At 73.3% G+C, this 18460-nt stretch carries 16 protein-coding genes and 1 pseudogene; 9 read left to right on the top strand and 8 right to left on the bottom strand.

All coding sequences use genetic code 11. From position 1 onward, the window contains the following. Positions 1 to 32 precede the first annotated feature (32 nt). The 4 genes from FJK98_RS18340 to FJK98_RS18325 are packed head-to-tail and all read right to left on the bottom strand — an operon-like array spanning position 33 to position 4418. Positions 33 to 1145, bottom strand: a complete 1113-nt coding sequence (locus FJK98_RS18340; protein ID WP_145920105.1) for an AAA family ATPase — start codon at positions 1143 to 1145, stop codon at positions 33 to 35. A 14-nt stretch (positions 1146 to 1159) separates the two neighbouring features. Continuing rightward, positions 1160 to 2557 (bottom strand): VWA domain-containing protein, encoded by a 1398-nt coding sequence (locus tag FJK98_RS18335; RefSeq protein ID WP_240762134.1) that lies wholly within the window; start codon positions 2555 to 2557, stop codon positions 1160 to 1162. Next, positions 2554 to 3951 carry a hypothetical protein gene (locus FJK98_RS18330; RefSeq protein WP_145920104.1) on the bottom strand — a complete coding sequence of 466 codons (1398 nt, stop codon included), beginning with the start codon at positions 3949 to 3951 and terminating at the stop codon, positions 2554 to 2556. The genes FJK98_RS18335 and FJK98_RS18330 overlap by 4 nt, the downstream gene beginning before the upstream one ends. Beyond that, positions 3951 to 4418 (bottom strand): hypothetical protein, encoded by a 468-nt coding sequence (locus FJK98_RS18325; RefSeq protein ID WP_145922857.1) that lies wholly within the window; start codon positions 4416 to 4418, stop codon positions 3951 to 3953. The genes FJK98_RS18330 and FJK98_RS18325 overlap by 1 nt, the downstream gene beginning before the upstream one ends. A 370-nt stretch (positions 4419 to 4788) precedes the next feature. On the opposite strand from FJK98_RS18325, the gene FJK98_RS18320 reads away from it, so the two are divergent. Then, positions 4789 to 5136, top strand: coding sequence for a hypothetical protein (locus tag FJK98_RS18320; RefSeq protein WP_145920103.1), 348 nt, complete (start codon positions 4789 to 4791; stop codon positions 5134 to 5136). On the opposite strand, the gene FJK98_RS18315 is transcribed toward FJK98_RS18320, so the two are convergent. Beyond that, entirely contained in the window at positions 5121 to 5819 is a 699-nt protein-coding gene (locus FJK98_RS18315) for a GyrI-like domain-containing protein (RefSeq protein WP_145920102.1), read from the bottom strand. The two genes, FJK98_RS18320 and FJK98_RS18315, sit on opposite strands and share 16 nt — an antisense overlap. Before the next feature lie 188 nt (positions 5820 to 6007). Here FJK98_RS18315 and FJK98_RS18310 point away from each other — a divergent pair, with 188 nt between their 5' ends. Continuing rightward, positions 6008 to 6505, top strand: coding sequence for a DinB family protein (locus tag FJK98_RS18310; RefSeq protein ID WP_145920101.1), 498 nt, complete (start codon positions 6008 to 6010; stop codon positions 6503 to 6505). Positions 6506 to 6551: 46 nt separating this feature from the next. On the opposite strand, the gene FJK98_RS18305 is transcribed toward FJK98_RS18310, so the two are convergent. From FJK98_RS18305 to FJK98_RS18300, 3 genes and pseudogenes are all read right to left on the bottom strand, one after another. Continuing rightward, entirely contained in the window at positions 6552 to 6779 is a 228-nt protein-coding gene (locus tag FJK98_RS18305; protein ID WP_145920100.1) for a hypothetical protein, read from the bottom strand. Between the two features lie 152 nt (positions 6780 to 6931). Then, complete coding sequence (locus tag FJK98_RS34140; protein WP_240763007.1) at positions 6932 to 7492, bottom strand: GNAT family N-acetyltransferase; 561 nt, start codon at positions 7490 to 7492, stop codon at positions 6932 to 6934. A 9-nt stretch (positions 7493 to 7501) separates the two neighbouring features. Next, a pseudogene (locus FJK98_RS18300) lies at positions 7502 to 9544 on the bottom strand (penicillin acylase family protein); the annotation flags it as partial. A 106-nt stretch (positions 9545 to 9650) separates the two neighbouring features. Here FJK98_RS18300 and FJK98_RS18295 point away from each other — a divergent pair. From FJK98_RS18295 to FJK98_RS18265, 7 genes are all read left to right on the top strand, one after another. Then, a complete protein-coding gene (locus FJK98_RS18295) occupies positions 9651 to 10361 on the top strand; it encodes a siderophore-interacting protein (protein ID WP_145920098.1) in 711 nt (236 codons plus the stop codon). Beyond that, a complete protein-coding gene (locus FJK98_RS18290; protein WP_145920097.1) occupies positions 10358 to 11602 on the top strand; it encodes an MFS transporter in 1245 nt (414 codons plus the stop codon). The genes FJK98_RS18295 and FJK98_RS18290 overlap by 4 nt, the downstream gene beginning before the upstream one ends. Positions 11603 to 11745: 143 nt before the next feature. Next, positions 11746 to 13296 carry an aspartate aminotransferase family protein gene (locus FJK98_RS18285; protein ID WP_145920096.1) on the top strand — a complete coding sequence of 517 codons (1551 nt, stop codon included), beginning with the start codon at positions 11746 to 11748 and terminating at the stop codon, positions 13294 to 13296. 25 nt (positions 13297 to 13321) lie between these two features. Then, positions 13322 to 14614, top strand: a complete 1293-nt coding sequence (locus FJK98_RS18280; protein ID WP_145920095.1) for a lysine N(6)-hydroxylase/L-ornithine N(5)-oxygenase family protein — start codon at positions 13322 to 13324, stop codon at positions 14612 to 14614. Beyond that, positions 14611 to 15186: a GNAT family N-acetyltransferase gene (locus tag FJK98_RS18275; protein WP_194822295.1), complete on the top strand. Its 576-nt coding sequence runs from the start codon at positions 14611 to 14613 to the stop codon at positions 15184 to 15186. The genes FJK98_RS18280 and FJK98_RS18275 overlap by 4 nt, the downstream gene beginning before the upstream one ends. Beyond that, positions 15183 to 16967, top strand: coding sequence for an IucA/IucC family siderophore biosynthesis protein (locus FJK98_RS18270; protein ID WP_145920094.1), 1785 nt, complete (start codon positions 15183 to 15185; stop codon positions 16965 to 16967). Before FJK98_RS18275 ends, FJK98_RS18270 begins: the two co-directional genes overlap by 4 nt. Further along, positions 16964 to 18457: an MFS transporter gene (locus tag FJK98_RS18265; protein ID WP_145920093.1), complete on the top strand. Its 1494-nt coding sequence runs from the start codon at positions 16964 to 16966 to the stop codon at positions 18455 to 18457. Before FJK98_RS18270 ends, FJK98_RS18265 begins: the two co-directional genes overlap by 4 nt. Positions 18458 to 18460: the final 3 nt, after the last annotated feature.

Below are 18460 nucleotides of genomic sequence, written 5' to 3'. Positions count from 1 at the left end.
GGGCGGCGCGGCGGTGCCGGTGTGGGCGGTGGTCACGACAGCGAGGCGATCGCCTGGCGACCACCGTCGAGGAAGCCGGCCCAGCCCTCGCCGTGCTGCTTGGCCCGGGGCTCCACCACCCCGTGCAGGTACTTGTTGAGGATCGCCAGGTCCTCCGGGCTGCGCCGGGCCAGCGACCCCATCAGCGAGGCGGCCAGCGTCTCCACCCGCAGGGCCCGGTCGCCGAAGAACTGGCTGTGCAGGATGGCGTCCTCCAGCACCCCGATCTGCTCGGCGGTGGACAGCGCCGACTCCAGCTTCTCGTCGTCGCTGGTCGCCGACGCGGCGGCGGCCCGCAGGTCGGCGAAGCTCTGTAGCAGGATGTCCAGCAGGGTGGGCGGCACGTCCAGCTCGATGCGGTGCCGGCGCAGCAGTTCCTCCGTGCGGAACCGGACGATCTCCGCCTCGCTGCGCTTGTTGGTGACCACCGGGATGCGGACGAAGTTGAACCGGCGCTTCAACGCCGACGACAGGTCGTTGACGCCCCGGTCCCGGCTGTTCGCGGTGGCGATGATCGAGAAACCGGGCTGGGCGAAGACGATGTTGTTGTCGTTCAGCTCGGGGATGGAGACGTACTTCTCCGACAGGATGGAGATCAACGCGTCCTGCACGTCGCTGGTGGAGCGGGTCAGCTCCTCGAAGCGGCCCACCACGCCCTGCTCCATCGCCGTCATGATCGGCGACGGGATCATCGACTCGCGGGACTGCCCCTTGGCGATGACCATCGAGACGTTCCACGAATACTTGATGTGGTCCTCGGTGGTGCCGGCGGTGCCCTGCACCACCAGCGTGGAGTTGCGGCAGATCGCGGCGGCCAGCAGTTCGGCCAGCCAGCTCTTGCCGGTGCCGGGGTCGCCGATGAGCAGCAGGCCCCGGTCCGACGCCAGGGTCACGATGCTGCGTTCGACGAAACTGCGGTCACCGAACCACTTCTGCGGGATCTCCCGCTCCAGACCGTCGGCCCGTTCCGAGCCGAGGACGAACAGCCGCACCATGCGCGGGCTCAACCGCCACGAGAACGGCTTCGGGCCGGTGTCGACCGACTCCAGGTAGTCGAGTTCGTCGGCGTACTTGACCTCGGCGGGGGCACGCAACATCTCGGACATGAGGGGTAATTCTCCTAGGTGAGGAAGCTCTTGAGCTCGAAGACGAGTTTGCGGATGTGACCGGAGAGCACCGGGGTGCCCAGGTCCTTGAGGCGCTGCCGGAACCAGGGGTTGACGCTCTGCTGGCCGGAGCTGCTGACCGAGCCGACCGGAATGAACCGCACCCCGGAGCGGTGCACCGCCTCGATGCCGTCGAACAGCGGCTGGGAGCGGTCGAACTCGTAGAAGTCCGAGATCCACACCATTACCGTGTTACGCGGCTCGACGATCTTGGGGCGGGCCATCGCCATCGCCACCGGCCCGTCGTTGCCGCCGCCGAGCTTGGTGCGCAGCAGCACCTCGAACGGGTCGTGCACCCACGGGGTCAGGTCCAACGCCCGGGTGTCGTACGCGATCAGGTGCACGTCCACCTTGGGCAGCCCGGCGAAGATCGAGGCGAGGATGGTGCAGTTGACCATCGAGTCGACCATCGACCCGGACTGGTCCACCACCACGATCAGCCGGGACGGGGTGGTCTTGCGGGCGGTCTGCCGGTAGTAGAGCCGGTCGACGTAGAGGCGCTCGTCCTCCGGGCTCCAGTTGGTGAGGTTCTGCCAGATGGTGCGGTCGAGGTCGAGGTTGCGGAACACCCGCTTCGGCGGCACCGAGCGGTCGATCGTGCCGACGCTGGTCTGCTCGACCTGGGTCCGCAGCACCTCGGCGACCTCGTCGACGTACCGCCGGATCAGCGACTTCGCGTTGGCCAGCGCCACCCCGGACAGGTTGGACTTGTCCCGCAGCAGTTGCTCGATCAGCGACATGCTGGGGGTGAGCTGGGCGGCCAGCTTCGGGTCGGCCAGCACCTCCCGCAGGTGCATCCGGCGGACCAGGTCGCCCTCCAGGGCGGTGAGGGTGGCGCCCAACCCGCCGCCGCCCTGCCGACGCAGCTCCTCTCCGGTGGTGCCGAGCGCCTGGGCGAACCAGCCGGCGTCGGCCTGCCAGCCGGCCAACTGGCCGGCGCTGACCGGCCCGGACCCGGTGCCGAAGACGTTGAGCAGCAGCTTCGACACCAGCGCGGCCCGGCGCACCTCGGCCTCGCCGGGCCGGTGCGTCCCGACGTCGGGGGCGTCGGCCGGGTCGGGGGCGAGCAGCCCCCGCAGTTCGTCGGCGAGCGCGGGGAAACGCTGCACGACGGTGTCCACCGACACGGTCGGGTCCAGCAGCACGGCGGGCAGGTCGAGGTCGTCGACGACGGCCACGCTCGCCGCCTCCAGTGTGGGCTGCTCGTCGGGGTCGAAGAGCCGCCCCAGCAGCCGCCAGTAGAGCACCTGCCGGCGGTTGGCGGCAGCGAGGTCACCCGGGGTCACCGCGTCACCAGGGTTCACGGCGTCGGTGGGGGGCACGGCGTCGGTCGTCGGGGTCGGGTCGCTCATCGGCGCAGCAACCGTCCCGCGCGTTCGCGCAGCACGGCCACGGCGTCGCCCGCCCTGGCCTCGGCCTTGGCCACCTTCGGGTCGGTCACTCCGTCGGCCCAGTCGCCGTTGTGCGCCTCGACCGGCCGGCGCTTGACGGCGGCCTGCACCGCCAGCGGCTGCACCAGCCACCGGCCGCCGTCGAAACGGACCAGGCCCAGGCACGACGACGAGGCGGCGACCAGCGCCGGGGTGAGCGGCCCGCCGGCCGGCAGCCGGTCCAGGGCGACCGCCAGGCGCTGCCCGTCGAGGTCGACGGTCGCCCCGCCGTCGTGGACGGTGTAACCCTCCAGCAGCACCGGCTCGGCGATCGCCGCCGGGTGCCGGTCCAGCGGTGCGGTGGCCGCCGCCGTCGCCGTGCCCAGCAGCACCCGCGCGGTGGCGAACGGGTCGGCGGGCTCGCCGGCCTGCGCCCGCTCGTCGACCCAGTGCAGGTCGCCGCCGTACGCCGGCAGGTCGGTCACGGTCAGCGCCCGCCGCTGCGCGATCGCGGTGAGCAGCACGGGGTACGCCGACAGCAGCCGCCACACCGCCGGGCCGCCGATCGTGGCGACCTTCGCCGCGCCCACCGTCACCCGGACCAGCCGGGGCGTGCCGGCGTCGGTCGGTTCGAGGATCGCGTGCAGCTGCACCTGGACGGCGGTCTCATGCTCGTGGACGTCGACCCCGAGCGGCAGCAGCCGACCGGTGACCCGGCCGGCGTCGGCCGCCGCGTCGGGGGCCGGTCCGTCCTGGGCCAGCAGCACGCCACGGGCCCACAGGTCCGCCCAGCGGCGTACCGGCGGCTGCGCCATGGTGGCCACCGGCAACCCGGCCCGTAGCTCGGCGGCGAGCCCGTCGAGCAGCACCGCCAGCCGTCGCGCCCCCGGCTCGGCCAGCGCCGCCTCGACCGGTGTGCCGACGGCGGAGAGCAGCTCGTGGTCGACGCCCCGCCACCCGGCCAGCGCCGTCTCGTGCAGCCAGGACCGGGCGGCGGCGCGGGCGGGGGAGCCGTCGGCGGGCTCACCGGCGGGTGCCGTCCACGCCGTGCGGTCCCGCCCGAGGGCGGCGTCGAACCGGGCGGTCAGGGCGTCGTGGGTCGCGCCCAGCAGCGCCGTGCGGGCCCCGGCCAGGGCGGCCAGGTGCTCCTGCCCGACGGAACCGGCGGTCACCTTGCCCACCGCCTCGGCGACCCGCTCACCCAGCGGCGTGCCCGCGACCGCGCCGGCCAGAGCGGTCAGCGCGGTGGCGTCCGCCTCGCCGACCCGGGCGAAGCCCCGCAGCAGGGCCCCGTCGAATCCGGCGACCACGTCGTCGGCGTCGGCCAGCCCGGTGGGGGCGCTGCCGTGCAGCTGCGCCAGCTGCGTGCCGAGCATCAGCGACCTGCCCCGGTAGACGGGAACCAGTGCAGCTCGGGCAGTGCCGTGGTGCTGGTCGGGAGTTCGAGGTAGGCCAGGTGGCGCAGGAACCGGCTGAACACCACGGCGGCGGAGGTCGGCTCGTGCCGGGCGTCCAGCCGGGACAGCAGGTCGACCCCGGTCTGCGTGCCGTCACCGGCGTCGACCCGCAGGTAGCGGGCGACCCGGTCGACGCCGTACTGGAGGACGGCCTCGTCGGCCAGGGCCTCCAGGTGCTTGCAGGGCGCGCCGCGCAGCCCGCCGCAGGGCCGGTTGTTGTTGGTGCTGCAGTGGTAGGCGTGGCTACCGGCGGTCACCGACGAGACGTACACCCGCTCGATGTCGGAACCGCTGGACACCACACCCTGTAACCGTCCGTCGGCCAGCTCGACGAAGGGCACCTTGGCCAGCTTGCGGGGCCGGGCCGGTGGCACCACCGCCACCACGCTCCGCCGCCGCCACGCGGCCTCGTCAGCGTCCGTCACCGCACGTCCTCCCACCCGCCGGAACACCGGCGTCGACCATGGTTGATGGCGCGCGCCGGCCGGGCCGGCGTCGCCGTGACCACAAGATCATGGCCCACGGGTACGACACTTCCACGGCCTCCCGTCGCCCCGTCCCGCGGTCCGGTCCGACCGGCGGCACCGGCCGGCCGTTCCGTCACTCTCCGGGGTCCCGACGCCACCATCGGCAGGCCGCCGCCCCGTCCCGGCTCCTTGACACCGCACCTGTCACGACGGATCGTTATATCGATTATCGTCACTTTATGTGGTTCGCGCCGGGTCACGGACCGCAGCCGTACCGAAGGAGACCGCCATGCGCGCCACCGCCCACCGATCAGCCGCAGGTCTCGCCGTCGCCCTGGGTGTCGTGCTCACCGCGATGCTGCCGGCGTCGTCCGCGACCGCCGGCGAGCCCGTCCAGAGCCCCGACACGGGACTGGTCTTCTACTCCAGCTATCCGACCGAGGTGGTCGGTCGGCAGGCCACGCCCGACGGCGTCTGCCGTCCCGTCCCGGCCGACGCGACCTGGCTGCTCGCCTGGAGCGGGGGCTTCCACTCCGTGTCCGGCTACCGGACGACCGACTGCACCGGCCCGGCCGCCGAACTCAACAACCTGCACAGTTGGCCGACGGGCTACCACCTGAGCTACCGCGCCGGCTGACCGCTGCCGTCGGCGGCAGCCCCGCGACGATCCCCGACGGGCCGGGTGTCGTCGACGACCGGCTGACGCAGGATGGTGCGCCTCCGGTCGGGGGCGACCCTGCGGAAGTCGCTCAGGTAGATCTCGTGGTGGGTGCCGGTCAGGCGCAGCCGGTGGGCGGGGACGAACTCGTCGTGCAGACGGGCGAGCACGGCGGCCTCGTCGTCGAAGGAGCCGACGTGCAGGGTCTGCACGCACCGCCCCTCGGCCAGTCGCTCCAGGCGGACGTCGTCCAGCCGTCCGGGTGGCCGCTTCGCCCCGACCTGCGCGACGGCGGCGGTGACCATGCCCGGCGCGATCCAGTCGGGGACCATGAGCATCAGCGTCCAGCGCCACCGCGACTTGTCCCGCACGGTGGTGAAGGACGCCATGTCCTCGGCCCACCACAGGCCCTCCAGCGGTGGGACGACGTAGTCCCGCCCGAGTTCCCGCCTGCTGGCGAACTTCACCCGGTACGCCACGGGATAGAGCGCCTCGACCGCCCCGGAGAAGGCCGGTGAGCTGTTGGGATCGCCCCGGCCGTCGACCATCAGGTACCGCATGTCGGGCACGTCGACCAGCCGGAACCGGCCCCGTTGCGCCCGGTAGGCGTCCAGGGTCCGCCGGAAGTCGACCTTTCCGTCGGCGGGGTCCGTCACCGCCATCGGTCGACGCCGCCCGGGGAGTGACCTGTCGGCCCGGCACTGGACGGGACCGGACACCTCGTCATGCTTCCTACCCTCCCTCCCGGCGGTCCGTCGGCCGCTGGACGTCCGTGCCGCGACCGACCGACACTATGTCAGAGGGATTCCCGGGCAGCCGACCGACCGGCGTGTCTGGGATGCTGTGCCGCATGCCCGCCTTTCCGCCGACCTTCGCCGAAGCCGTCGTCGCCCAGCCGCTGCGTGCGCAGTTCGAGGCGTTCCTCGACGAGCATCGCGCCGCGCTCGACGGCCGCCTGGAGGGGCTGACCGAGGAACAGGCGTGCCGGTCGCTGGTGGCTTCCCGGACCACGCTGCTGGGCCTGGTGAAACACGCGACCTTCGTGGAGCGGGTCTGGTTCGACGAGGCCGTCACCGGCCGGTCGCGCGCCGAGCTGGGCATCCCCGCCGCGTCGGAGGAGTCGTTCGTGCTCGACGACGGCGACACGATCGCCAGTGTCCGGCACGCGTACCGGGATGCCTGCGCGGCGTCCCGCCGGGCGACGGCGACGCTGGACCTCGACGACGTCCTGTCCGGGCACCGGATGGGCCCGGTCCCGCTGCGGTGGGTGTATCTGCACGTGCTCCGCGAACTCGCCCAGCACTGCGGGCACGCCGACATCCTCCGCGAGCAGATCGTCGACGGCTGACCGTCCCCGGTGCACGCCCCGGCCAGGGCGGGTGCGGGCCGGGGGGTCAGCGGCCCCGGTTGCGGGGGTGCCGCTTGGCGGTCCGTTCGTTGCCGTGCCGGTAGTTGCCGGTGAGGCGGGCCATCAGCTCCTGCGGGTCGTCGCCGTCCACGTCGGTCAGGAACCGGGTCGCCGCGACGCCACGCAGCACGGTGGCGAGGCGGCCGTGGTGCAGCAGCTCCACGTCGCCGTTCTTGCGCAGGCGGTAGGTGAACCCTTCGGGTGTGCCGGACATGGCCACATCGTCCCCGCCGACCCGCCCGCCCGCGACCCGATTACCCGCGTTGCGGCGTCCGGCCGGGCGACGCCGACTCTTCCTGGTCGGGTGCGCACCACTGTCGCCGTTCGACCTCATCCTGACCGCCGACGGGCGGTGGGCAGGGCGGCTCACGCCGGGACGGGGTGGTTCGCCGCGAACCGCTCCCGGGTGAGGAACGCCAACTGCGCGCGCTTGTCGGGCATGTCGATCTCGTCGGCGAAGGTGAACCCCTCGCGTTCCAGCCGGCGCAGCGCGAACCGGTTGCGCACGTCGGGCTCGACCACGATCCGCAGCCGGGTGGGGTCGCGGAACAGGAACCGGGCCAGCGCCGGGCCGATCGCGTCGGTGAGCCCGCGCGGGGGCCGGCGGCCCGGGGCGAGCAGCAGGTGCATGCCGATGTCGCCGGGGCGTACCCGGTAGCGTTCCCCGACCGGGTCGGCCTCCGGCTGGTAGGTCTGGAACAGGCCCACCGGTGTGCCGTCCAACCCGATCAGGTACGCGTGGTGGGTGCTCAGGCCGTCGACGAACGTATAGACCTCGCGTACCTCCTCGACGGTGTACGACCCCATGCCCCAGAACGTCGCGCGGGGCTCGGTCACCCAGCCGTGCAGCAGCGTGGCGTCGGCGGCCGGGTCGACCACGGTGAGGGTCAGCTCACCGAAGCCGGGGATCTGCTCCTGGTAGGTCACGGGGTCCTCGTCTCGGGGTGCGGTCAGGGTGTGCCAGTCGGTGCCGACGGGGATCAGCCCACCGGTGGCCCACAGCGGCAACTGGTCGGCGAAGTGCGGGTCGTCGGGGCGGCCGGACACGCCGAAGGGGACGATCCAGCGGCTCGCCGCCCGGTCGGTGAGGTCCCACACGTACCGGGCGACCGGCCCGCGCCAGCATGCGTCGGAAACCCCGGGGACGCTGGAGGTGGCCAGCACGCAGTCGGTGTCACCGCCGAGCGTGGTGGCCGCCCGCATCGCGGCGACCCGTTCGGTGACCGCGTCGGACACCCCGAGGTGCAGCGGGTTCAGCAGGTGCCGCCGCCCCCAGGCCCCGGCCGGGTCGGCGGCGGCGACGTCCTCCAGGGCGGCGACGGCGAGCGGTTCGACCTCGCCGCCGAGACGGGGCAGCCCGGCGACCACCCCCTCCACGGCGTGCCCGATGCGGGCCAGCGGGTCGGTCCACGGCGCGAACAGCGGGTCGAAGCCGCCGGGGGAGTGCAACGGCCCCAGCGCGGGGTGCGCGGCCAACCGGTGGACCAGCGCGGCCCGCCAGGCGGCGAACGCCCCGGCGTCCTCGCTGTCGGCGGCCATCCGACCGTCCCATCCGGTCAGCCGCTCCCGCAGCCGTCGGGCCGGTGCGCTCAGCGGCGTCGGGTCGAGCCGGGCGAGCAGGTCCCGCAGGACCGTCGACCCGCGCCGGGTGTCCATGTGGACGTCGGGGGCGGCGACGCCGTCGGCGAGCAGGTCACGGATGCGGCGGGCCCGGTGCGGCGGGGCGAAGTCGACGCCGAGCGCGGCGGTGTCGTCGCGCCGGTCGTTGGCGCAGACCACCGGCTCGCCGACCTCGACGGGCTTGGCCGTTGCGTAGTCGCCGCGCCACCGGTAGCGGGGGTCCCAGCCGGGCACCGGTTCCCGTCGGCACCGGTCGTCGCGCTCGGGCACCAGGCCGGCGACGAGTCGGAGCACCGTGCCGTGCCGGTCGGCGACGAGCACGCTGTTGACCGGTTCGACCCAGCCGCGCAGCGCGTCGGCGACGTCGTCGGCGGTGCGGGCCCGCAGCAGCGGCAGCAGCGCCTCGAAGCCGAGGTTCCCGGTGACCCGGGTCGGGGTGCGCAGGCTGAGCGCCTCGCCGGTGTGCCGGTCGTGGTCGATCACCGGCCCGCGCGGGGTTTCGATCACCTCGACGGTCTCGGTCGCACCGCCGCGTACCTCGATCCGCTCGACGTGCCGGTGGGCCGGCACCCAGCCGTCGGCGTCGCGGACCAGCACCCGGTCGCCGTCGCGGCGGAGCTGTTCGCGGTAGAGGTCCTGGTAGTCGGCCATGGCGTTGGTGACCGCCCAGGCGACGTCACCGGCGTGCCCGAAGTGCGGCAGCCCCGGCACCCCGGGGAAGGCCAGCCCGACCACGTCGAACTCGGGGCAGGCGAGCCGGATCTGCTGGTAGATGCCGGGTAGTTCGAGTAGCCGGTGCGGGTCACCGGCGATGACCGGCGCGCGGCCGGTCAGCGGGTCGGCGGGCAGCGCCCAGGCGTTGCTGCCGGAGCCGCCGGGCCCTTCGACGGCGAACAGGTCACGGGCGTGCGGGCCGAGGGTGGCGGCGACGTGGGCGTGCCACAGCTTCTGCGGGAAGGTGCCGAACAGGATGTGCTGGACCAGGAACACGCCCAGCGGCGACCAGGGTCGCCACCGGCCGGGCGTGCTGCCGGTGGCGGCGAACTCCGGGGCCGCCGCCGCGCCGTCCGGCAACGCGTCGTTGACCCCGTCGGCGTACGCGGTGACCCAACGCCGGGTGGCCGGGGTGAGCCGGTCGAAGCAGCGCCGGGCGGTGTCGTCGAGGCGGGCCCGGCGGGCGAACCGGTCCCAGCCGAGTTCGGTCGGTCCGACGTGGGCGGCGAGCCGGCCCTCGGCCCGCCACCGTTCGACCTCAAGCTGCCAGGCCCGGTCGGTGGCGGCCACCCGGCCCTGCCATCGGGCCAGCTCGTCGACGGTGTCGGCCCACAGGTGCGGTACGCCCCACCGGTCGCGGTGCACGCCGGTGGCCGGACGACCGCCCGGTTCCGTGCCGGTCCCACTCTCCACAGGACTCCCCAGGTAAGTTACCCTCGCCTAACTTAGGCGGACCTTACCTGGAGGGCGTGTGAAACGGAACTGGGAGGCCCTGGTGCTCAAGGCCATGGGCGGCCGGGACTTCCGGCTGACCGTGCGCGGCACCGAGCCGGTCGGCGACCACTACCGGCGTCTGCTGATGGACGACGGCGGCCTGTTGGCGGCGGCCAAGGTGCACCCCACCATGTGGATCCGGCTCTGGTTCGACGACGCCGGCCGCCCGCACCAGCGGGCGTACACCCTGGTCGACCCGGAACCGGCGGCCGGCCGGTTCAGCCTCGAATTCGCCCTGCACGACGGCTGCGCGGCCCGCTGGGCGGCCGGCGCGCAGGTCGGCGACACCATCGTGGCCACCCTCCAGGGCAGCGCCTTCGCCCTGCCCGACCCGGCCCCCGCGCACCTCTACCTGGTCGGTGACGCCGCCTCGCTGCCGGCGGTGAACAGCCTGCTCGACGCCGCCGCCGGCATCCCCGCCACGGTCTGGCTGGAGTACGCCCACGCCGGGGAGCAGGCGCTCGCCCCGCGTGCCGGGGACCAGCACCGGGTCACCTGGGTGCCGCGCGGGCAGGACGGGCAGCAGCTCGTCGACACCGTCCGGGCGGAGCTGCCGGCCGCTCCGGACGCCCACTACTGGCTGGCCTGCGAGGCGGGCAGCACCCGGGCGCTCACCCGGCACGTGCGGCGCACCCTCGGCGTGGGCAAGCAGCAGCTCACCGCGTTGGGTTACTGGAGCGCCCGGTGACCGGACGCCTCGGCACGCTCACCACGCTCTACGTCACGCAGTATCTCGGCATCGGGTTCATCACCGTCGGGTTGACCGCCATCCTGCGTGACGGCGGCACCTCGCTGGACACCCTGGCGCTGCTCCAGTTCGTCGGTCTGGTCTGGCCGGTCAAGTTCCTCTGGGCTCCGCTGATCGACAGGTACGGCTCCCGCCGGCACGGCCACTACCGGTCCTGGCTGCTGCCGCTGCAGGCCGGTCTGGTGCTGGCCCTGCTGGCGCTGCTGCCGTTCGCCGACCCGGCCCGGCAGCTCGGCCCGGTGGTGGCGATCTGCGCCGCCTACGTCTTCCTCTCCGCCACCCAGGACATCGCCGTCGACGCGGTCGCCGTCCGGGTGCTGTCGGAGGGGACAAGGGGCGCCGGCAACGGCATCCAGGTCGCCGCCAGCTACCTGGGCAACCTGCTCGGCGGCGGCGCGTGCGTGCTGGTCTACGACCGGTACGGCTGGGTGCCGGCGATCGGCCTGCTGGCCGCGTTGACCGCCGTCGGCCTGCTCGTGGTGTGGCGGCTGCGGGAGCCGGACCGGGTCGCCCGGGTGGCCGGCGCCGGGCAGGCGTACCGGGCGCTGCTGTCGGTGTTCGGGCAGCCCGGTTGCCGCTGGTGGACCTTCGGCGTGGTGCCGCTGGTCTACACCGGAGCCGGGGCGGCCTACGCCCTGGTCACCCCGGCGCTGGTCGACGCGGGCTGGTCGCTGGCCCGCATCGGCGTGGTCACCGGTGTGGTGATCAGCGCCCCGGCGATCGTCGCGGGGCTGCTCGCCGGGGTCGGGGTGGACCGGTTCGGCCGGGGGCGGCTGCTCGTCGTCGGGGGAGCGGCGCTCGCGGTTTCCACGGTGCTGTTGCTGCCGTTGCTGAACGGGCGGGCGCCGCTTGCGGCGACGGTGGCCGCGCTGTGCTGCTTCATGGCCGCGTACACGGTGGCCAACGTCGTGCTCTACGTGGTCAACATGGACTATTCGCGGCCGGGCACCGGGGGCACCGACTTCACCGTGCTGTCGTCGTTCGGGCTGATCTGTTCGTTCCTGGCGGCCTCGGTGGGGCTGGCCGCCGCCGACCGGGTCGGGTATCCCGCCGTGGCGCTCGCCTCGGTGGTGCTGGTCGTCGTCGGTGTCCTGGTCGGGTTGGGGCACCAGCGCCGGTTCCGGGGCGGCGCGATCCGGCCGTCCGAGCCGGCGGTCCCGGACGTCACCCCGGTCGGCTGAGCCGGTGGGCGGGGCGGGGTGTCGGCATTGACAAGCACTTAGGTTAGGGTAACCTAACTCAGCGAGATCAACTGGGCCACCGGGACGACCTGACCCGCCACCGTCCCGCCCGCGCCCCCGTCACCGACCGTCGAGGACTACTCATGAGCCTGCCCGGATCCACCGTCGAGGCCCCCGTGACCGGGACGCGTCCCACCCCACCCCGCGCCCACCTGTTCACCGCCGGCACCGTCGAGGACTACCGCCGGGCCGTCACCGAGGGCATCGACCGGGTCGCGGCCCGGGTGGCCGGCGTCGACCGGCCCGGCACCGGCATCACCCCCGACGAACTGGCCCCCCGGGTCGCCGGCATCGACCTGGACCGTCCACTCGGCGACACCGCCGCCGCCCTCGACGAACTGCACGACGTCTACCTGCGCGACGCCGTCTACTTCCACCACCCCCGCTACCTGGCCCACCTCAACTGCCCGGTGGTCATCCCCGCCCTGCTCGGCGAGGCGGTGCTCAGCGCGGTCAACTCCTCCCTGGACACCTGGGACCAGAGCGCCGGCGGCACCCTCATCGAACGCCGGCTGGTCGACTGGACCGCCGAACGGATCGGCTTCGGGCCGGCCGCCGACGGCATCTTCACCAGCGGCGGCACCCAGTCCAACCTCCAGGCGCTGCTGCTGGCCCGGGAGGAGGCGTACGCCCGGATCGTCGGCGGCGGCACCGACCGGCCCAGCCGGCCCGAGGTGCTGTCCCGGCTGCGGATCATCACCTCCACCGCCGGGCACTTCAGCGTCCAGAAGGCCGCCAAGCTGCTCGGCCTCGGCGCCGACGCGGTGCTCACCGTCGCCACCGACGCCGGCCGGCGGATGCGCACCGACGAACTGGCCGAGACCCTCGACCGGTGCCGCCGCGACGGCCAGACCGTGCTGGCCGTGGTCGCCACCGCCGGCACCACCGACTTCGGCACCATCGACCCGCTGGACCGGATCGCCGAGATCTGCACCGCCGCCGGGGTCTGGCTGCACGTCGACGCCGCGTACGGCTGCGGGCTGCTGGTCTCGCCCACCCGGCGGCACCTGCTCGCCGGCATCGAACGGGCCGACTCGGTCACCGTCGACTACCACAAGTCGTTCTTCCAGCCGGTCAGCTCCAGCGCGCTGGTCGTCCGCGACCGGCGGGTGCTGCGCCACGCCACCTGGCACGCCGACTACCTCAACCCGGCCCGGATGGCCGAACGACGCATCCCCAACCAGGTCGACAAGAGCCTGCAGACCACCCGCCGGTTCGACGCCCTCAAGCTCTGGCTCACCCTGCGCATCATGGGCCCCGACGCCATCGGCAGCCTCTTCGACGAGGTGGTCGACCTCGCCGCCGCCGCCTGGCGGCTGCTCGCCGACGACCCCCGCTTCGAGGTGGTCACCCGCTCGCAGTTGAGCACGGTGGTGTTCCGCTACCTGCCGCCGGGCGCCGGCCGCGACGTCGTCGACGACGCCAACCTGCACGCCCGCGAGGCGCTGGCCGCCTCCGGCGCGGCGCTGGTCGCCGGCACCAAGGTCGACGGCGCGCACCACCTCAAGCTCACCCTGCTCAACCCCGAGACCACCCTGGACGACATCGCCCACGTGCTCGACCTGATCGCCGAACACGCCGGCTGGTACGCCCGCACCCGGGCCACCGCCGAGCTGTCCAGCCCCGTCGGCTGACCACCCCGCCCTGGAGAAAACCCCTGTGTCGACCCACGACTTCATCGCCGTCGGGCTGGGCCCGTACAACCTCGGGCTGGCCTGTCTGACCGCGCCGCTCGACGACCTCGACGGCCTGTTCCTCGAAGCCCGCGACGAGTTCGACTGGCACCCCGGCATGCTGCTGGAGTCCACCCGGTTGCAGACGCCGTTCATCGCCGACCTGGTCACCCTGGCCGACCCGACCTCGCCGTACTCGTTCCTCAACTACCTCAAGGAGGTCGGCCGGCTCTACCCGTTCTACATCCGGGAGAGCTTCTTCCCGCTGCGCCACGAGTACAACGACTACTGCCGCTGGGCGGCGGCGAAACTGCCCTCGGTCCGCTTCGGCCACCAGGTCACCGGCATCTCCTACGACCCCGCCGACGAGCGGTACGTGGTGCACGCCGAGGTGGCCGGCGAACAGGTCACCCACCGGGCCCGGCACCTGGTGCTGGGCACCGGCACCCCGCCGTACGTCCCGGACGCCTGCCGGGACCTCGGCGGCGACGTCATCCACAACTCCCGCTACCGGGAGCACCGGGCGGCGCTACGCGCCAAGCGCAGCATCACCGTCGTCGGCAGCGGCCAGAGCGCCGCCGAGATCTACCACGACCTGCTCACCGACCTCGGCACCCACGGCTACCAGCTCAACTGGGTCACCCGGTCGCCGCGCTTCTTCCCCCTCGAATACACCAAGCTCACCCTGGAGATGACCTCACCGGACTACGTGGACTACTTCCACGCGCTGCCCGAGGCGACCCGCTACCGGCTGGAGGGCGCCCAGAAGAGCCTGTTCAAGGGGATCAACGCCGACCTGATCAACGACATCTTCGACCTGCTCTACGCCCACCGGGTGCACGGGCCGGTGCCGACCCGGCTGCTGACCAACACCGAACTCACCAGCGCCCGCTACGACGAGGCCGCCGGCCGCTACACCCTCGGGCTGCGCCAGATCGAGCAGGAACGGGACCTCACCCTCGACACCGAGGCGCTGGTGCTGGCCACCGGCTACCACTACCGGGTGCCGGAGTTCCTCGACCCGATCCGCGACCGGCTGCGCTTCGACGCCCACGGCCGCTTCGACGTGGCCCGCAACTACAGCATCGACCACACCGGCCGGGGGGTGTTCCTGCAGAACGCCGGCACCCACACCCACAGCATCACCTCACCCGACCTGGGTATGGGCCCGTACCGCAACTCCTGGATCATCCGGGAGCTGACCGGACGCGAGCACTACCCGATCGAGCAGCGGATCGCCTTCCAGGAGTTCGGCGTGCCGGCCGGAGGCACCCGGTGACCCCCGTCGTGCACCGCCGCCACGACCCGGCCCTCGGCGAGTTCACCCTGCGGACGCTCGACCCGGAGGGCGACGCCGCGCTGCTGCACCGCTGGGTGACCCACCCCAAGTCGGCGTTCTGGCTGATGCAGGACGCCGACGTCGACCGGGTCGCCCGGGAGTACCGGGGGATCGCCGACCATCCGCACCACGACGCGTACCTCGGCTTCTGGCGCGGCGAGCCGACGTTCCTCGCCGAACGCTACGACCCGGCCCGGGTCGAGCTGGTCGGCCGCTACCCCGCCCAGCCCGGCGACGTCGGCATGCACTTCCTCTGCGCCCCCACCGGCCAGCCGGTGCACGGCTTCACCCTGGCCGTCATCACCACCGTCCTGGACTGGCTCTTCGCCGACCCGGCCACCCGACGGGTGGTCGTCGAACCCGACGTGCGCAACACCGCCGTGCACGCCCTCAACGCCGCCGTCGGCTTCACCGTCGTCGGACCGATCCGCAAACCGGAGAAGGACGCCCTGCTCAGCGTCTGCACCCGCGACCAGTTCCTGGCCGCCACCCGAGGAGACGTGCCCGCGTGAACCCCGCCGCATCCGTGGCCCACCTGACCCCCGCCACCTGGGCCCAGGCCAACCGGCTGCTGGTCGCCAAGGCGCTGGCCGAGTTCGCCCACGAACGCCTGATCGAGCCAGCCCCCACCGGCGACGACCGGTGGGCCGTCCGGTCCGACGACGGCACGGTCGAGTACCGCTTCACCGCCCGCCGGTTCACCCTCGACCATTGGCAGCCCGACCCGGAGAGCATCACCCGGCGGCGCGGCGACGAGGACCTGCCGCTCGACGCCGTGGACCTCTGCCTCGAACTGCGCGGCGCGCTCGGCCTCAGCGACCAGGTGCTGCCCGTCTACCTGGAGGAGATCACCTCCACCCTGGCCGGCACGGCGTTCAAGCTGACCCGGCCGGCCGTGGGCGCCGACGAGCTGGCCCGCGCCGACTTCCAGGCCATCGAGACCGGGATGACCGAGGGGCACCCGTGCTTCGTGGCCAACAACGGCCGGATCGGCTTCGGCGTCCACGAATACCACGCGTACGCCCCGGAGGCCGGCCGGCCGGTGCGGCTGGTCTGGGTCGCCGCGCACCGCGACCACGCCACCTTCAGCAGCGCCACCGACCTCGACTACGCCACCCTGCTGCACACCGAACTCGGGCCGGACACCCTGGCCCGGTTCACCGCCACCCTGACCGACGCCGGGGTCGACCCCGACGACTACCTGCTCATCCCGGTGCACCCCTGGCAGTGGTGGAACCGCCTCGCCGTCACCTTCGCCGGTGAGGTCGCCCGCCGACGCCTGGTCTGCCTCGGCGAGGCCCCCGACGAATACCTGCCGCAGCAGTCCATCCGGACCTTCTTCAACGTCACCGAGCCGCGCCGGCACTACGTCAAGACCGCGCTGTCCGTGCTGAACATGGGCTTCCTGCGTGGTCTGTCGGCGGCCTACATGGAGGCCACCCCGGCGATCAACGACTGGCTCGTCGCCCTGGTCACCGGCGACCCGGTGCTCGCCGGCACCGGGCTGACGATCCTGCGCGAGCGGGCCGCCGTCGGCTACCGCCACCCGCAGTACGAGGCGGCCACCGACCGCTACTCGCCGTACCGCAAGATGCTGGCGGCGCTGTGGCGGGAGAGCCCGGTGCCCGGCCTGGCCCCCGGCCGGCGGCTGTCCACCATGGCCGCCCTGCTGCACACCGACCGGGACGGACGGTCGCTGGCCGCCGCCCTGATCGCCGAGTCCGGCCTGCCCGCGCGGCAGTGGCTGCGCCGCTACCTCGACGCCTACCTGGTGCCACTGCTGCACAGCTTCTACGCCCACCGGCTGGCCTTCATGCCGCACGGCGAGAACGTCATCCTGGTGCTGCACGACGGTGCGGTGGAGCGGGTCATCTTCAAGGACATCGCCGAGGAGATCGTGGTGATGGACCCCGACGCCGACCTGCCACCGCTGGTGCGGCGGGTCCGGGCCGCGATCCCCGACGACGAGCAGCTGCTGACCATCTTCACCGACGTCTTCGACTGCTTCTTCCGCCACCTCAACGCCGTGCTGGCCGGTGCCGGGGTGCTCGACGAGGACGACTTCTGGCGTACCGTCGCCGACTGCGCGACCGGTTACGCCGCCCGGGTGCCGCACCTGGCCGACCGGCTGCGCCGGCACGACCTGTTCGCCTCGGAGTTCACCCTGTCCTGCCTCAACCGGCTGCAACTGCGCAACAACCAGCAGATGGTCGACCTGGCCGACCCGTCGGCGGCGCTCCAGTTCGCCGGCACCCTGGCCAACCCGCTCGCCCGTTACGCGCCGCCCCGATGACCACCGCGCTGTCCGCCGCGCGCCCCGGCCCGGCGACCCCGCTGCGGTCCCGCTGGCTGATCCTGGCGGTGCTCTGCCTCGCCCAGTTGACCGTGGTGCTGGACAACACCGTGCTCACCGTGGCGGTGCCGGTGCTCACCACCGAACTGGACGCGAGCACCACCGACATCCAGTGGATGATCAACGCGTACGCGCTGGTGCAGTGCGGGTTGCTGCTCACCGCCGGCAGCGCCGCCGACCGGTACGGCCGCCGCCGGATGCTCGTCGCCGGCCTGGTGCTGTTCGGCGTCGGCTCGCTGGCCGCCGGGCTGGCCCGCTCCGGAGACCAGTTGATCGCCGCCCGCGCCGGCATGGGTGTCGGCGGGGCGCTGCTGGTCACCGCCACCCTCGCCGTCGCCATGCAGGTCTTCGACGGCGCCGAACGCTCCCGGGCGATCGGCATCTGGGCGGCCACCAGCGCCCTCGGCTACGCCGCCGGCCCGCCGATCGGCGGGATCATCCTCGCCCATCTGCCCTGGGGCGCGATCTTCCTGGTCAACGTGCCCATCGTGCTGGTCTGCCTGGCGGCCGCCCGGGTGCTGGTGCCGGAGTCCCGGGACCCGGTCGGCGGGCGGCCCGACCTCGGCGGGGTGCTGCTGTCCACCGCCGGCCTCACCGGCGTGGTCTGGGCCATCATCGACGGCCCCGAACGGGGCTGGACCGCACCGGCGGTGCTCGGCGCGGCCGGTATCGGCGTGCTCCTGCTGGCCGCCTTCGTGGTGTGGGAACGGCGGACCGCCGCCCCCATGCTGGACATGCACTTCTTCACCGACCGGCGGTTCGTCGGCGCGGTCACCGGCGTCGTCCTGATCACCTTCGGCTCCACCGGCGCGCTGTTCCTACTCACCCAGCACCTCCAGTTCGTCCGCGGCTACCCCGCCTGGGAGGCGGGACTGCGGATGGTGCCGTTCGCGCTGTCCATCGTGCTGCTCAACCTCGGCGGGGTCGCCACCCGGCTGATCCGCCGGCTCGGGGTGCCCGGGGCCATCGCGCTGGGCATGGTGCTGCTCTCCGCCGGCCTCACCCTGATCACCCACGTCCGCTCCGACAGCTACGCGGTGCTGCTCACCGGGCTGCTGGTGATGGGTTTCGGCTGCGCCCTGGCCAACCCGGCCATCGTCGAGGCGGTGATGAGCTCCATCCCACCGGCCAAGGCCGGCGTCGGCGCGGGGATCGACGGCACCATGGCCGAGGTGGGCGGCAGCCTCGGCATCGCCGTCCTCGGCGCGGTGCTCAACGCCCGGTTCGCCGCGCTCGCGCCGGTCGCGGTGGCCGGTGCCGGGTCGTACCCGGCGGCGCTGGCCGCCGCCGCAGGCGACGCCGAACGCGGCCGGGTCACCGACGCATTCTCGTCGGCGCTGGTCACCGGGCAGACCGCCGGGGCGGTGGCGGTGCTGGCCGGTGGCCTGCTCGCCGCCGGGCTGCTGCGCCGCGCCGAGCGCACCCGCTGACCG

The organism is Micromonospora sp. HM134, from assembly GCF_007833915.1.
GTDB lineage: Bacteria > Actinomycetota > Actinomycetes > Mycobacteriales > Micromonosporaceae > Micromonospora > Micromonospora wenchangensis.
Note: the sequence above shows the minus strand (reverse complement) of the source record. Positions and strands in the feature narration are given on the sequence as shown.